This is a genomic window from Paenibacillus sp. BAC0078 (assembly GCF_054483875.1).
Genome location: NZ_JBTLRW010000008.1, coordinates 105,918 through 119,935, shown reverse-complemented (window position 1 = coordinate 119,935; position 14,018 = coordinate 105,918). Strand labels below are relative to the sequence as shown.

Annotated in this window: 14 protein-coding genes; 2 read left to right on the top strand and 12 right to left on the bottom strand. The window is 51.3% G+C overall.

What is annotated here, in order from left to right; all coding sequences use genetic code 11:
* Positions 1-38: 38 nt before the first annotated feature.
* From ACX1DY_RS16600 to ACX1DY_RS16590, 3 genes are all read right to left on the bottom strand, one after another.
* Complete coding sequence (locus tag ACX1DY_RS16600) at positions 39-1,199, bottom strand: Gfo/Idh/MocA family protein (RefSeq protein WP_458965299.1); 1,161 nt, start codon at positions 1,197-1,199, stop codon at positions 39-41.
* Positions 1,200-1,235: 36 nt separating this feature from the next.
* Positions 1,236-2,276 (bottom strand): LacI family DNA-binding transcriptional regulator, encoded by a 1,041-nt coding sequence (locus tag ACX1DY_RS16595; protein WP_458965298.1) that lies wholly within the window; start codon positions 2,274-2,276, stop codon positions 1,236-1,238.
* Positions 2,277-2,381: 105 nt separating this feature from the next.
* On the bottom strand, positions 2,382-3,257 hold the full coding sequence (locus ACX1DY_RS16590; protein WP_458965297.1) for a LysR family transcriptional regulator: 876 nt from the start codon (positions 3,255-3,257) through the stop codon (positions 2,382-2,384).
* A 123-nt stretch (positions 3,258-3,380) separates the two neighbouring features.
* Here ACX1DY_RS16590 and ACX1DY_RS16585 point away from each other — a divergent pair, with 123 nt between their 5' ends.
* Positions 3,381-4,283 (top strand): DMT family transporter, encoded by a 903-nt coding sequence (locus ACX1DY_RS16585; RefSeq protein WP_458965296.1) that lies wholly within the window; start codon positions 3,381-3,383, stop codon positions 4,281-4,283.
* 174 nt (positions 4,284-4,457) lie between these two features.
* On the opposite strand, the gene ACX1DY_RS16580 is transcribed toward ACX1DY_RS16585, so the two are convergent.
* The 5 genes from ACX1DY_RS16580 to ACX1DY_RS16560 form a co-directional block, all read right to left on the bottom strand.
* Complete coding sequence (locus tag ACX1DY_RS16580; protein WP_458965295.1) at positions 4,458-5,951, bottom strand: MDR family MFS transporter; 1,494 nt, start codon at positions 5,949-5,951, stop codon at positions 4,458-4,460.
* A 35-nt stretch (positions 5,952-5,986) separates the two neighbouring features.
* Positions 5,987-6,601: a TetR/AcrR family transcriptional regulator gene (locus ACX1DY_RS16575; RefSeq protein WP_458965294.1), complete on the bottom strand. Its 615-nt coding sequence runs from the start codon at positions 6,599-6,601 to the stop codon at positions 5,987-5,989.
* Between the two features lie 201 nt (positions 6,602-6,802).
* Positions 6,803-7,576, bottom strand: coding sequence for a stalk domain-containing protein (locus tag ACX1DY_RS16570; protein ID WP_458965293.1), 774 nt, complete (start codon positions 7,574-7,576; stop codon positions 6,803-6,805).
* 221 nt (positions 7,577-7,797) lie between these two features.
* Positions 7,798-9,252, bottom strand: a complete 1,455-nt coding sequence (locus ACX1DY_RS16565; protein WP_458965473.1) for a DHA2 family efflux MFS transporter permease subunit — start codon at positions 9,250-9,252, stop codon at positions 7,798-7,800.
* A gap of 65 nt (positions 9,253-9,317) precedes the next feature.
* Positions 9,318-9,896, bottom strand: coding sequence for a TetR/AcrR family transcriptional regulator (locus ACX1DY_RS16560; RefSeq protein WP_458965292.1), 579 nt, complete (start codon positions 9,894-9,896; stop codon positions 9,318-9,320).
* 154 nt (positions 9,897-10,050) lie between these two features.
* Between ACX1DY_RS16560 and ACX1DY_RS16555 the strand changes: the two genes are divergently transcribed.
* Positions 10,051-10,491, top strand: coding sequence for a DUF4395 domain-containing protein (locus ACX1DY_RS16555; RefSeq protein WP_458965291.1), 441 nt, complete (start codon positions 10,051-10,053; stop codon positions 10,489-10,491).
* A gap of 64 nt (positions 10,492-10,555) precedes the next feature.
* Here the strand turns inward: ACX1DY_RS16555 and ACX1DY_RS16550 are convergent, their stop codons facing one another.
* From ACX1DY_RS16550 to ACX1DY_RS16535, 4 genes are all read right to left on the bottom strand, one after another.
* A complete protein-coding gene (locus tag ACX1DY_RS16550; RefSeq protein ID WP_458965290.1) occupies positions 10,556-11,092 on the bottom strand; it encodes a hypothetical protein in 537 nt (178 codons plus the stop codon).
* Positions 11,093-11,262: 170 nt separating this feature from the next.
* Entirely contained in the window at positions 11,263-12,231 is a 969-nt protein-coding gene (locus tag ACX1DY_RS16545; RefSeq protein WP_458965289.1) for an ROK family protein, read from the bottom strand.
* A 164-nt stretch (positions 12,232-12,395) separates the two neighbouring features.
* Positions 12,396-13,139, bottom strand: coding sequence for an ABC transporter permease (locus ACX1DY_RS16540; protein WP_458965472.1), 744 nt, complete (start codon positions 13,137-13,139; stop codon positions 12,396-12,398).
* Between the two features lie 48 nt (positions 13,140-13,187).
* The gene (locus ACX1DY_RS16535) at positions 13,188-13,982 is read right to left on the bottom strand and encodes an ABC transporter permease (protein WP_458965471.1); all 795 of its coding nucleotides are present in this window, start codon (positions 13,980-13,982) and stop codon (positions 13,188-13,190) included.
* Positions 13,983-14,018: the final 36 nt, after the last annotated feature.

Genomic DNA, 14,018 nt, shown 5'->3' with positions numbered 1-14,018 from the left:
TTGTCACTCCTTCTCCTGAATACTAATGTTGGAATAATTTACATCTCAGAAAGCAGGGTCCAGCGGCGTTCCTGAATAGAACGTTCCACTGCCTCCAGTACGGCCTGACATTTCACACCATCGGCAAAGCTTGGCACAGGCTGGCGGCCTTCCGCAACTGCGGAGGACAGCTCCAGTATTTCATGAATGAAGGTATGCTCGAATCCAATCGTATGCCCCGGCGGCCACCAGGCTTCCGCATAGTCATGGGGAGGATCGGTCGCAAGTACACGCCGGAAGCCCTGCACATCCTCAGCATCCGAGCTTAGATACACCTCCAGCTCGTTCATCCGCTCGAAATCAAACTTTACGCTGCCTAAGCTGCCATTGATCTCAAAAGAATTAGTCGAGCGGTGACCGGCAGCAAAACGTGTGGCCTCAAAGCTGCCAAGCGCCCCGTTAGCAAAACGCGCCAGGAACAGTGTGGCATCATCTACAGTAACTGGCCCTCTAGCCGCATTGGCACCCGCCCGGGCGCTGAGTCCGGTCATTTCGGCGGCTAAAGGCCGCTCCTTGATGAAGGTTTCACTCATGCCGATGACTTCTTGCATATCCCCGACGAGGTAATGTGCCAGATCAATCAGATGTGCGCCGAGGTCGCCATGTGAGCCGGACCCGGCGATCTCCTTCTGCAGCCTCCACACTAGCGGGAATTCGGGGTCAATTATCCAGTCCTGCAGAAACCAGGCGCGAAAATGATAGATTTTCCCCAGCCGTCCGCTCTCCACCAGCCTTTTGGCCAGTCTTACCGCCGGAGAGAACCGGTAATTGAAGCCAACCATATGAATAACGCCCGCAGCTTCAGCTGCCTCCAGCATTTCGCGGGAATCCGCCAGGCTAAGGGCCAGCGGCTTCTCACAAAAGATATGTTTGCCCGCTCGCGCTGCCGCAAGCGCAATTTCCTTATGAGCATTGCTTGGGGCGTTAATATCAATCAGGTCAATATCATCGCGGGCAACCAGCTCCCGCCAATCGGTTACGGTTTCCGACCAGCCTAGCTGGGCCGCCGCTTCCTGAACGGCTGCGGTATTCCGTCCACACAACACGGACATTTCCGGTTTAAGCGCTTTCGGGAAAAACATAGGCAGACTGCGATAGGCATTGCTGTGCGCCTTCCCCATGAACTTGTAGCCAATCATTCCGACACGAAGCTGTTTCATCTGATTCCTCCTCAATGTGATGTAAATGCAGATTCTTTAAGCCTTTAGCGATGAATCACGAACCACAAGCTCAGCAGGAAGCTTAATTCTGATGACTTCGCCCGCTTCCTGGTCTCCGCTGCCGTCCGGCAGTGCCAGCACCTTGCCGGCAGCAATTTCCCCCAGTTGAAAAAAAGGGACCCGCACGCTGCTCAGTGCAGGAGTCGCCAACTCGGCGGCATCTGAATCGTCATAGCCGACGATGGCCGGCATCCGCTCTCCCGGTATGCCCAGCTCCCGCAGCCCTTGCTGCAGGCCAATCGCCATCCGGTCATTGGCAACGGCAACAGCCTCGATGCACTCTAACTGCGCGGCAATTTGCCGAGCTGCGGCGATTCCGCTTCGGCGGCTGAAATTCCCTTCGAACAGGAGCATCGGGTCCAAGGAGATATCCGCATCCGCCAGAGCGTCCGTATATCCTGCAAGACGGTCGCGGCTGTTCGAATAGGCCTCAGGCCCGTTCAAGAAAGCAATCCTGGTAAAGCCCTGCTCAAGCAGATGCTTCACAGCCAGACGGCAACCCAGAACATGGTCGGCATCCACCTCGTGAAAATTCTCGCCCTCAAAATGCTGGTTGACCAGACAAAACGGATGCCCCTCTTCCTTCAGCTTCCGCAGCGCGGCAAGCTCCCCGGCGTCCTCTTTGGCCCCAAGGACAATGCAGGCATCGACCTTGCGCATCCGGAACAATTCGCTGTAATCCAGCGGTTCATCGGCATCGCGGAAGATCATCAACAGATCGTAGCCCTCTTCTCTTGCCCGGCTCCCGATGCCGCTGAGAATTTCGGAGAAATAATACGCGGAGAACAGCCGCGCCTTGGGCAAATAAGGCATGATCACACCCAGGTTGCCGCTCCGCCTGCGGGCAAAGCTGCGGGCCAGGGAGCTTGGTGTATAGCCAAGCTCTCTCGCGGCAGCAAGCACCCGCTCCTTGGTCTGCTCCTTGAGCGGCCCAACGTTGTTGAGTACGCGGGAGACGGTAGCTTCGGAGACACCCGCCAGCTCAGCGACTTCTTTGCGGCTTGCGATAGCAATCATCCTTTCTTTTCGAAACCAAAAATGTACACGCGTACATTCTCTCACGAAGCTCGGCATCCGTCAATCACCAATCTGTGATATGCACCCGAATTGCCGCAATCAATTTTAATCATCAGCCTTAAACCAGTCCTGAACATGCTTCAGAAACCGTTTGGTGGCCGGAGACGTGTATTTCATTGAATGGACGGCAATCCCCAATGAACGGAAGCTTCGCTCCTCCAGCTCCAGCATGGCTACGTTGTGCTTCTGGCGCTGAATGACCAGCTCCGGCAAAATGCTGATGCCCAGCCCATTTTCCACCATCGCAATAATCGCATAGTCATCTCCGGCCGAGAATTTGATGTTCGGCTTGATTCCGGCCTTCTCCAGCACCCGTCTGACATCATAATCCGAGCCGGCCTTCGGGATAATGAAATCCTCATAGGCAATCTGCGCAAGCGGCATAAATGGCGCCCTGCTCAAGGGATGCTCCTTGGAGAGAATAGCGAGCATCCGGTCCTGCTTCAGCGGAAACACTTCAAATTTCTCCCTTGTGGGGAGCGAAATAAAGCCGCAATCAATAACTCCGGCTTCGATCCATTGCTCAATCTCCAAATATCCGCCTTCCATCAGTTTAAATTCAATATATGGGTATTCCTTGCGGAATTCCTTAATCATTCCCGGCAGCCAATGCACAGAGACACTGGTGAAGGTGCCGATTGTAATCGTCCCTGTCTCCAGTCCGTGGATATCCGCAACCTGCTGCTTCAACTGCTCGTTCCACTTGATAATCTCGCGGATAGGCTGAACGACCTGTTCTCCGTTTACTGTTAATTTAACGCCGGAACGGTTTCTAATCAGCAGGGAGAAGCCGAACTCCAATTCCAGACTGCTGATCGTGTGGCTGATCCCGGACTGGGTGAAGCCCAGCACCTCTGCGGCTTTGGTTAGGCTGCCCAGCTCTACAACCTTCAGGAACACCTCATATTTGCTAATACTCAAGCCTTTGCGCACCTCCGGTATACATGAAAAATTCTCATGTTTTATATGATAAACATTCAGTTACCTTATGTATTTGAGCGTATTATACTATAACCAATTGATTTATAGAAGGATGATGATGAAATGAAGCCGCTCAAGGCTGAGCTGATGCTCTTTATAGTAACCATATTCTGGGGTTCCTCCTACCTGTTCATGAAGATGGGGCTCGGGACTCTCGGGGAGTTTAATCTGATCGCGCTGCGCTTCGGGCTCGCATTTATTCTGGCGGCACTCCTCTTCCACAAGCGTCTCCGCAAGGTGGATGCCAGAACACTCAAATACGGAGCATTGCTCGGATTCCTGCTGCTCGGCGTTTTCACCTGCATCACCTTCGGCCTTAAGACCACAACTACCTCGAACGCGGGCTTTCTTGTCGCCTTGACTGTTATTTTTGTCCCGATGATTGAAGTGCTTGTATTCAGAAAAAAAGTCGCTCCTCCACAAGTTTTCGGCACCATATTGGCCATCGCCGGAATCGGACTACTGACCTTAAATTCTTCGCTGCGTATTCAGCCTGGTGACTTCCTCTGCATACTCTCTGCCGTATTCTATGCGGTACAGATTCTGCTCACCGGCAAAGCAGTAAAAACCTGCGACACCTTAAGCATCGGCATTCTGCAGCTAGGCTTTGCTGGTGGATATGCACTTGTCCTGTCTGCCTTGTTCGAGACTCCTTCGTTGCCTTCTTCCACGTCCGGCTGGATCGCCATTCTGGCGCTGGGCCTCTTTTGCAGTGCATGCGGCTTCATTCTTCAGCCCATCGCCCAGAAATACACGACACCAACCCGCACCGGTCTGATTTTCTCCATGGAACCGGTATTCGCCGCCTTGTTCGGCTTCTGGTTTGTCGGAGAGAAGCTGTCGATGCAGGGCTACACCGGAGCAGCGCTTGTTCTGCTGGGCATCGTCGCCTCTGAGCTTTTGGGCAAAGCGCATTTTGCCCCCGGTGCCATCAGGCTCCACAAGAAACGGCGGGCCAATTCATAGAGATTTGATATTATTTTCACACAAAAAAAAGCCGCAACAGCACAAGCTGAAGCGGCTTTTTTGAAATATAAGATTAATATGTTTCACGCCATCAATCATCCTTATATTTCTCGCTGAAACGGATGCCGCCTCTTTCAGAGGACGGCAAAGCCGTTTCTACTTGTATACTCTTATTTAATGGCCCATCATCATTGCCGGATCAGTTGCCTGACCGTCAGGCGAAGGCTGAGGTGCTACCTTCGGTTTGCGGAGGATTAAGCTAAGTACCACTCCCGCTATCGCGATGCAGGCGGACAGGAAGAACACATCATTGAACCCTAACACCATAGCCGACAACGGATTGGACCCCGCTGCCATTTTGCCCATGTGAGCTGTAATCTGACTAGTCAGGTAACCGGTCATTCCTGCTACAGCGAAGGACACAACTACTTGCTGTGCAGCAGCGGTAAGCGGAGTTACCCGGTTCACCCATTCACGCGGCGCAGAATTCAGTACATGTGTATTGACCGGCATCATCGACAAGCCCATGCCAAGACCCATCAAGCCCAGACAGGCCATAATGACTGGAAGACCTGTGTCTACGGTCACGCCGGACAACAGGAACAATGCAGTTGAGATAATACTCAGACCCACAAACACCAGCGGACGCGCACCAATCTTGTCAAACAATCTTCCGCCCAGCGGCATCCCAATCCCGGAGGCCAGCGCCTGCGGCAACAGAATCAGGCCGGTCTCAAGCGGCGTGTAGTTGCGGATCTGCTGGAGATACAGCGGAACGAACAGCATGGAGCCGAACAATGCGGCTTGAGTCACCCAGCTAAGAATAATCCCCCGGGTGAAATCCGATGAACGGAACACACGCAGTTCAAGCAGCGGATGCTTGTGAAGCAGTTCGACGATAATAAACAGCACCAGCGCTACACCGCCTACAGCCAAGCCCACAATAGCTCCTGTCGAGGACCAGCTTTCACTGCCGCCCTGATTCACACCGTAAGCGAGCATGGAGAACGCTACTGGAGCCAGAATGATACCCAGAATGTCGAGATGAGCTTTGCCCTTCTTTTCTGTCTTCGGCAAATATTTGATGCCAAGAATGATGCCGACGATTCCGATTGGAACATTGATCAGGAAGATCCAGTGCCAGCTCACATACTCTACCAGCCAACCGGACAATACCGGTCCAAGTGCGGGAGCGAGCAGCATAGGAATACCGAGCATACCCATAATGGAGCCTCTGCGTTCAGGCGGCGCAAGTCTGAATACCATCGCCATCCCAATCGGGGCAACCATCCCGCCGCCCAGTCCTTGAATGACCCGGAACATAATGAGCTGTGTTGACGTCTGCGCGATTGAGCACAGCATCGAGCCTAAGACGAACATGGCAACTGTTGAGATGAAGACCTGCTTGGACCCGAAACGGTCTGTCATATAACCGGCCAGCGGAATAACAGCAGCCAAAGCTAGGGTGTAGCCCGTAATCGCCCACTGCACTGTTTTGAGATCCGTATTAAAATAATCTACCAGCTTTGGTACAGCCACATTGACTACCGTACCATCCAGGATAACCATAATCATCCCGACGATAATCGCCAGCAGCGGCGGCAGTATAGCTTTTAATGAGAAAGGCTGCTCCACCGGGGCGCTCTTCACATTTGTTGTTTTTGACATTTATTCTCCACTCTTTCTCTTTATATATAATTGTATTAATCAAAATAACGTTCAAACAGTCCGTCGATTTGTTCCTCAATGGAAGGAAGATTGAAGTACGGCAGCATATCCGTTTGATTCTCAGGCAAGCTTGTGACCATGATCACCGGAAATACCACAGCGCCGTATATCTGAAGATACATCGTCATCTGAGTATTTTTATCCTGCTCACCGGTGATTTCCTGGATGGCCTGAAGAATTTTCCCGATCCGCATCATTTTGCAGTAACGGGTGTATTCGTCCAGGGAACCCATGATATGGTGTCTCTGATCAAGCATTTGTTTGGCCAATCCGGGGTAACGCTTAAGCTCTTCAATATAACGAAGGAAAAATTGCTTAAGCCGCTCCCTTGGAAGCATTGTGTCGTCCTCCAGCGCTGAAAAAGCATTGTCAAAGGTAGAGAGCAGCATCCGTACCGCATCTGCCAACAGCTTCTCTTTGGAGCCAAAATGATAGTTGACAAGGGCCAGATTCGTCTCTGCTTTGGCGGCTATATTACGCATGGTGGCACAATGGAACCCCTCGCTGCGAATTAGATCCAAAGTTGCCTCAAGTATAGTCTGCTTCGTATCCTTCTCTGTTATGTCAGCGATGTTCTCATCTTTGATCATAGCTTTGGCTGATCCCCCCTTTCCTGGTACATGTTGCTGAACCCCGTTTTAAACAGTGTTTAATCCGAATTTAAAGTTACTCTCAATTGAGGCTCCTGTCAAGCAAATTTATAGTGAAACGGTTTCACCAGCAAACACATAGTTCAACACAAAGAAGGCCGCATTCGCAGCCCTCTTAACTCAACACCTTATTCATATCTTCTAATTCGCCTGGCTGGACAGAGCTTCATCGGCGATTACCGGCTCAAGCTTGAGCCCGGTGATTTTACCCGTTTTGTCTATTGTCAGAGTCAATGCAGCTTCGGATTTGGCAAAATAGAGCACGCTCTGGATCGTCATATTCTCCTCGCCCCACTGGCTTTCCGTTGCTTTTACACCGAAGAAATTTCCAGCCGGAACCGCAATGCCTTCCCAACTCTTCTGAATCAGCGGCAAGGAAAGCTGCTCCGCTGCCAGCCCGCTGAAATAACGGTTCTGAAGCTCCTGGTATTTGCCTGCAGCGAGCAGTCCGGATACCGCTCCTGCCATTACCTCGGGAGCGTAAATCTCGGCTTGGCCCTCGGCAAGATTATAAGAGGTAATTAACCCAATCGCATTAAAAAAGGAAAGCGGAACATAAATCCGTTTCTGTCTGACCTCAACCGGTTCCTTGAAAGGTATTTTATCCTTTCCGTTAAGCGTAAGCTCCTGGCCGCTGAGCTTGAACTCAATAGTCTCATTAAAGCGTGTCAACTGGATTTGTCCAGTGCTGCCCTGATAGGACGTCTTGTACTTTAAGGCTTCGGCTGTCTCGCGCAGCGGTATCATAACCCCTGATCCATTCCTATAAGCTGTTGACCCGTCAAGCGGCAATAGCTGTCCATTCATAACTACCTTCACATTATCTGCGGCTTGAACGCTCTGCGGCGTTATAAGCGCTGACCCGGCTGCCAATAACAGAATACTGAGGATAACGGCTGCGATTTTGTTTTTCACATCAGATTCCACCTCTCCTGTATTATTCACACAAGCTGCTGGGAATAGAACATACATTAAACATTAACCAAAAAACCGGATTTTATAACACCTGTAAGCGGCGTCCTGTTATATCTTATGTATTGAGTAATTTGAGATGATACGATAGTTTATAATTCTGAATTCTCTGACATAGTAAAAAGCACACCCGCCTTGCGGATGTGCCCGATACTCAACTGTTATTAATGCATCGACGCCTGTGCTTTATGCTGAACGATGACACGCTTCAAGAAGAAAGCGACCAGCAGACCGATAACAGCCATCGCCATTCCAAAAATAAAGGCATTCTGCACGCCTTGCGTAAACGCAGGCAGCAGATTGGCCGGGTCGGCCGGATTGCTCACCGACTCCATATAACTCTTGGAGCCTGCGGTCATGATGCTTACTGCCAGCGCCGTACCAATTGCACCTGCAACCTGCTGCAGGGTGTTCATGATGGCGGTACCGTCCGGGTACAATTCCATAGGCAACTGATTGATGCCGTTGGTCTGAGCAGGCATGAAGATCATGGATACCCCAATCATCAGCGCGCTATGCAGCACAATTACGAACACTACAGTAGAAGTGGCATTGATGTTCGAGAAAAACCACAGCGCTACCGCTACAATGACCAGCCCGGGAATAACGAGCCATTTCGGGCCGTATTTATCGAACAAGCGTCCCATAACCGGCGACATCAGTCCGTTGATAAATCCTCCGGGCAGCAGCAGCAGGCCGGCTTTGAAGGCAGAGTAGCCTTGCCCCTGCTGAAGGTACATTGGAAGAATGAGCATCGAGGACAGAATGACCATCATACAGATGAAGACCATCAGCACACCAACCACGAACATAGGATACTTGAATGCACGCAGATTAATCATTGGCTGCTTCATTGTATTTTGACGGATCACAAACAGGACAAGGGCAATCACGCCAATTGCGATGGCAATGATCACTTTTGGGCTTCCCCAGCCTTCCGCTTCCCCGGCGCTGCTGAATCCGAACACGACTCCGCCAAAACCAATGCTGGACAGCACAATCGACAGCAGATCAATCTTCGGCTTCGTGACCTCGGTCACGTTCTGCATGAACAGAATTCCGCTGATCAAGGCGATCACCAGGAACGGCAGGGACAGCCAGAAGATCCAGTGCCAGCTCAGGCTCTCAATCAGCAGCCCGGCAATCGTCGGGCCAATCGCCGGAGCGACCATGATTACGAGCCCGATGAGCCCCATCGCTGCTCCTCTTTTTTCAGCGGGGATGATGACCAGAATTGTATTGAACATCAGCGGCAGGAGCAGTGCGGTTCCCATCGCTTGAACAACACGGGCCGTAAGTAAAAATTCGAAATTTGGCGATGCCGCTGCCAGGAAGGTTCCCAGGATGGAGAACGATACTGCGGCAACGAATAACTGTCTAGTTGTAAACCACTGCAGCAGCAGACCGGATATAGGAACAAGAATACCCAGTGTCAGCAGATAAGCTGTTGTCAGCCATTGTGCAGTAGTCGGTGTAATATTGAGCACCTTCATGAGATCACTTAGTGCGACATTCAGAGCTGTCTCACTGAACATGCCGATAAACCCGGCAAGCAGCAGGGAGACGAGAATCGGAATGGTTTTGAACTTTCTTTCTCCGGTTTGTTTCTTTTCAGTCATGGTGGCTTCCACTCTTAGATCCTCCTGATTATACGTTTATTTATCTCTCTGTGTGTGTTTCTTGCTTAACCCAGCAATACAGGAACCATTCTGGCAGCGGCGAGCAGCGGATCAGTACTCCGGCAGGTCAATGTCTGCAATAACGCTCCTTCGAACAAGGAGACCACTACAGACGCCCTATCGGCTGCTTGCCGGCTATCGGTTCCTTCCTCAAGCAAACGCTGCATAATCACATCCTGCCAGTCCTTGAACACAGCCTGGCATGCTGTTCTCAGCTCTTCGCTGATGCAGGAGGTCTCCACGGCTACCCAGAAGCTGAACGGGACCATTCCTTTATAATCGGAACCCTCCGCGTCCTTAACCATCTGCATGATAAACTCCTGAACCGCCTGAACGATACTTACATCCTTCTCCACATAATCCCTGAGCTGTCTTGCGACGATTTCACTCGTCTTGTTGATGCAGGTTAGTGCCAGCTCCTCTTTACCATGCGGGAAGTAATAATAGAGCGATCCCTTGGGCGAGTCGCTGTCCTTGATGATTTGACTCAGACCGGTAGCGTGATAGCCTTGTGTAAAAAATAATCTTGTTGCGGTATCCACAATCGCATCACGCGCATTGGGCTTGTTTGACAAGCGCGCCACTCCCTCTTGTATTATAACGATTGGTCTACATAATAAAACCACGAATTTGCGCAAAATGTCAAGATTATTTTCAAATTTAAAGTATTTTTTCAATTGCCGCCATAGGTTGAATACGTTATAATTTTATTATTCCAATGCGAAAGGTATGATTTAGATGAGCAAGGATGCTGCATCAAGGGGAATTCCGCGCCCGCTTGTCAAAACCAATCAGGCGTTCATCGTCTTATCCGTACTGGCAACCTGGTTTACAGGCCAGTACTGGGTTCTCGCACTGCCGCTTGCTGCCGGACTGTCTGGCCTGCTGTTCGGTTACAATCCGGTCATTAAGCTTGCCGCCATGCTTCTGACCAAAGAACGATCCAGCTATCTGCTTGAAGATTGGGATCAGCAGCAGTTCAATCAGAGCATCGCCGTCTTCTGCCTCACGGCCGGACTGGTCAGCTTCCTGGCAGGCTGGAGTGTTGCCGCCTACATCTTCACTGCTATGGTCGCTGTTGCGGCCACTGTCGCCATTCTCGGCTTCTGCATCGGCTGCTTCATCCACTATCAATGGAAAATGTACACCTACAGACGCAAGCAAAAAGTTGTGCATTGAACTTCCCCCTACATGCAGCAGCGGGGCGCCTGACTGCCGCCAGGCGCCCGCTGCGCAATATGCTCTACTCCTCACGTTCTTCCCCTGCGACATCCCAGCGATGCCTGAATTTCTCCAGACGCGGGTGTACATAAGCCGGAGCCGCTGACAGGATAAGACGAATCTTAACGATCCACTCCTCAAAAGAAGAATAGGAAGCGAACAGGTTCGCCGTCTCCGGCGTCAGATACAGAAAATACGGCGATGGATACACGGTACTGATATGACGGAGAGCAGAATCCAGCGGCGTATATTTTTTCCGTTTGCCTTCGAGACTCTCCACTGTAATGAACGAACGTCCCTGTTCTCTTTTCCACTCATGCAGACGGTCCTCCCGCTTATAGAACGCCTGTACAGGCTCTTTGCTCATCCGCCTTACCGTTTCTTCATGCAAAGGATACAGCACCAGCTTGGTGAATTTACGGTCCGCCGCTGTCTTGGCCGCGAGTTCAAGCTCCTGATCCGTTATCCGCTCAAAAGAATCATAAAACACCAGTGTTCCCTTACGCTCTGCAGCCGGAGGCTCATAGCCATAAGGCACTCTTTGAATGTCGTGTTTCATCTTTGCCCTCCTGCTTGAATCTTCAGATTGTCTATCCTGAAATAACGATGTCCGAACAGAGGACATTGTTATGGAAGCCTCGAATTTGGCGAAGCCAAACTTAAGGCCCTTCTATGAAATTTCATCGCCCTGAAGTGTCGCGAAAGAGCGACATAGATGTCTATAGCATATCATGCATGCAGCCTCCGGTATGCATATGTTGCGGCTCCCAGTGTTCCCGCCCGGCTGCCAAGCCCGGCCTGGACAATGCTGCACTTGCTGCCGGACAGCCCCAGCGCGTGTTCCTTCACAGTTGCACGGACACTGCGCAGCAGCCGCTCCCCAGCCGCAGACATCCCGCCGCCGATCACAATCGCCTCGGGATTCAGCAGATTGATAACGTTGGCCAGACCAAAGCCAAGCAGCGTCCCCGTCTCATGCATTACCTCTACCGCCACTTCGTCTTCCAGGTCATAGGCTTCCGAGATCATCAGAGCCGTTATCCGCTCATTGTCGCCGCCTGTCCAAGTCTGGATGATACTGTGTCTGCCTTCGCCCAGCTTTTCCTTAAGCGTATTTACCATGCCCACCGCCGACACATATCTGCCCAGGCAGCCTGAACTGCCGCAGCGGCAGGGACGGCCCTGCCTGTACATGTTCATGTGGCCGATTTCCCCTGCGCTGAACGTCGTTCCATAGACCACCTTACCGTCACTCACAATCCCCGAACCCAGCCCCGTCCCCAAGGTCAGCAGGATCACATTCTGATACCCTTTTGCGGCTCCATGCAGCCATTCCCCATACAGATTCACTCTTACGTCGTTGTCAATATATACAGGAAAGTCATAGTATGGCTTCATCTCATTTACAATATGTACTTGCTCCCAGCCCGGAAAGTTGGGTGAGAACAGGGATAGCCCCTCCTTGGGATCAAGCAGCCCTGGAACTCCCATGCCCATGCAAACGACGCTGTGAAGGCTGATCCCCTTATCCTCGGTCAGCAGCTTTATCGCATAACGAATCCGGCTAAGCACATGCACCGGTCCTTCTGCCGCCTCTGTAGGAACCGACACCTCGCTGACTGCCGTAAAATCGGCATCAAATAAAGCCGCCTTGATATTGGTTCCGCCCAAATCTACTCCTATGATGTACGATCTCATTGTTCCACGCCCCACTTCTTCTAATCTCACTAATCATTATGGGGAACTGCTGCACATGTTAAAAGAGACTTATATAACATCTTATAATACTTTTGGAACACAAAAAGACAGACCCGGCGGTTCATCGCCTGTCTGCCTTACTGTTATTGCACTGGAGGCCGGTTTTATGAACCGGCTCCCTTATATTTTTTCACTCCGTAATTCCAGGATACAAGCCCGATTCCCAAGAACACCGCACCCACTACTGGAGTCAGCAGTGCCATGCGCTGCATCTCTTCCCGGTGGAGAAACAGAGCTGCCGGATAGACGCCGACAAAAGCAAACGGGACAATCCACGTAAGCAGTACCTGTATTGCACGGTTGTAGATCGTAACCGGATAGCGGCCGTAGGTCTGGATGTTGTACATCAGCGGCAGAATCCCGGTTGGAGCATCGGAATAGAAAGACAATGAGGTCAGGGTCGTATAGATCCCTGTGTAGATCGCAACCGCGCTCAGGGTCAGAATGATCAGCATCGGAATCGTCCACCATTCAAAAGGCAACCCCAGATTACTCCCGCTGATCGCCATAATGATCAGGCCGATGATTGAACCGACCAGTGCGGGCGGGTCTACATTTTCCAGGAAAATCTGAAACAGGTTATGCGCCGGACGGGTCAGGACGCGGTCCATTTCGCCTTTGACAATGTAGCGCTCGCTGAAGCCCCACATATTCACGAAGCAACTGAAGACGCCAAAAGGCACCATAAAGAAGCCGTATACGAACACTACCTCATTCTGATTCCATCCGCCCAGGCTGTCGGTGTGCATAAAGATGACCAGAATGAAGATGAAGTTGGTCGCCTGAAACAGCAAATCCGACACCACCTCTACCCAGAAATCGGCGCGGTAGGTTAGGCGGGTCTTCATATAGTTTTTCAAATATTCAAACAGTAATCCCAAGTAATACAACTTCGCTCACCCTCCCTGCACGAACAGCCGCTGACGCGCCGCATAGTATAGCCAGACAATCGGAATCAGCAGCAGCAGGAACCAGACGACCTGGACCCCCAGCACATTCCAGATGCCCACGCCCTGAACCCGTCCCGTAAATACGGAGCCCGGCAGGTAGGTAATTGCTTGAAAAGGCAGAACTTTAAGGACCGAAGACAACCAGTCCGGGAACAAGCTGATCGGCACGATCAGACCGGAGAAGAGATCAACCACCACACGTTTCATGCGCATCATGCCCTCGTTGTTCTCCACGAAGAAGGCGGATAACCCCGTAATGACGTTAATCTGTGAACTAATCAGGAAGCTGAAAAAGAGCATAACGAGAAATCCTGCCCAGGCCGAAGGCGCTGTCGGTAAGTGAACTGGAAACAGCAAAACCGCAATCACCATACCCGGGATCATCAGCATCATGAAGCGGAACACGCCTTCGCCAAGTCCCTGCATCATTTTGACCAGTACATAGTTATACGGCCGGATAAATTGGATGGCGATGCTGCCGTCCCGTATATCCGTAGAAATCTCCCTATCGAGATTGTTGAAGTAAAAGGCCCTCGCCATCCACGAGACAGCGACATAAGTCGTCATCTGCGCACCCGTGAAGCCGCCCAGTGATTCGCCGTTGCCGTAAATGGCTTTCCAGGTGAAATAATTCACCCCAATGTTCAGCGTATAAATGAGAATACCTGAGTAATAATTGACACGGTAAGCCAGCATGGTCAGAAAACGGATCCGGATGAAATCGAAATAAGCGCCGAGCAGCAGCCTCCATCCTTTCTCCTGTGAACCTCCCGAAGA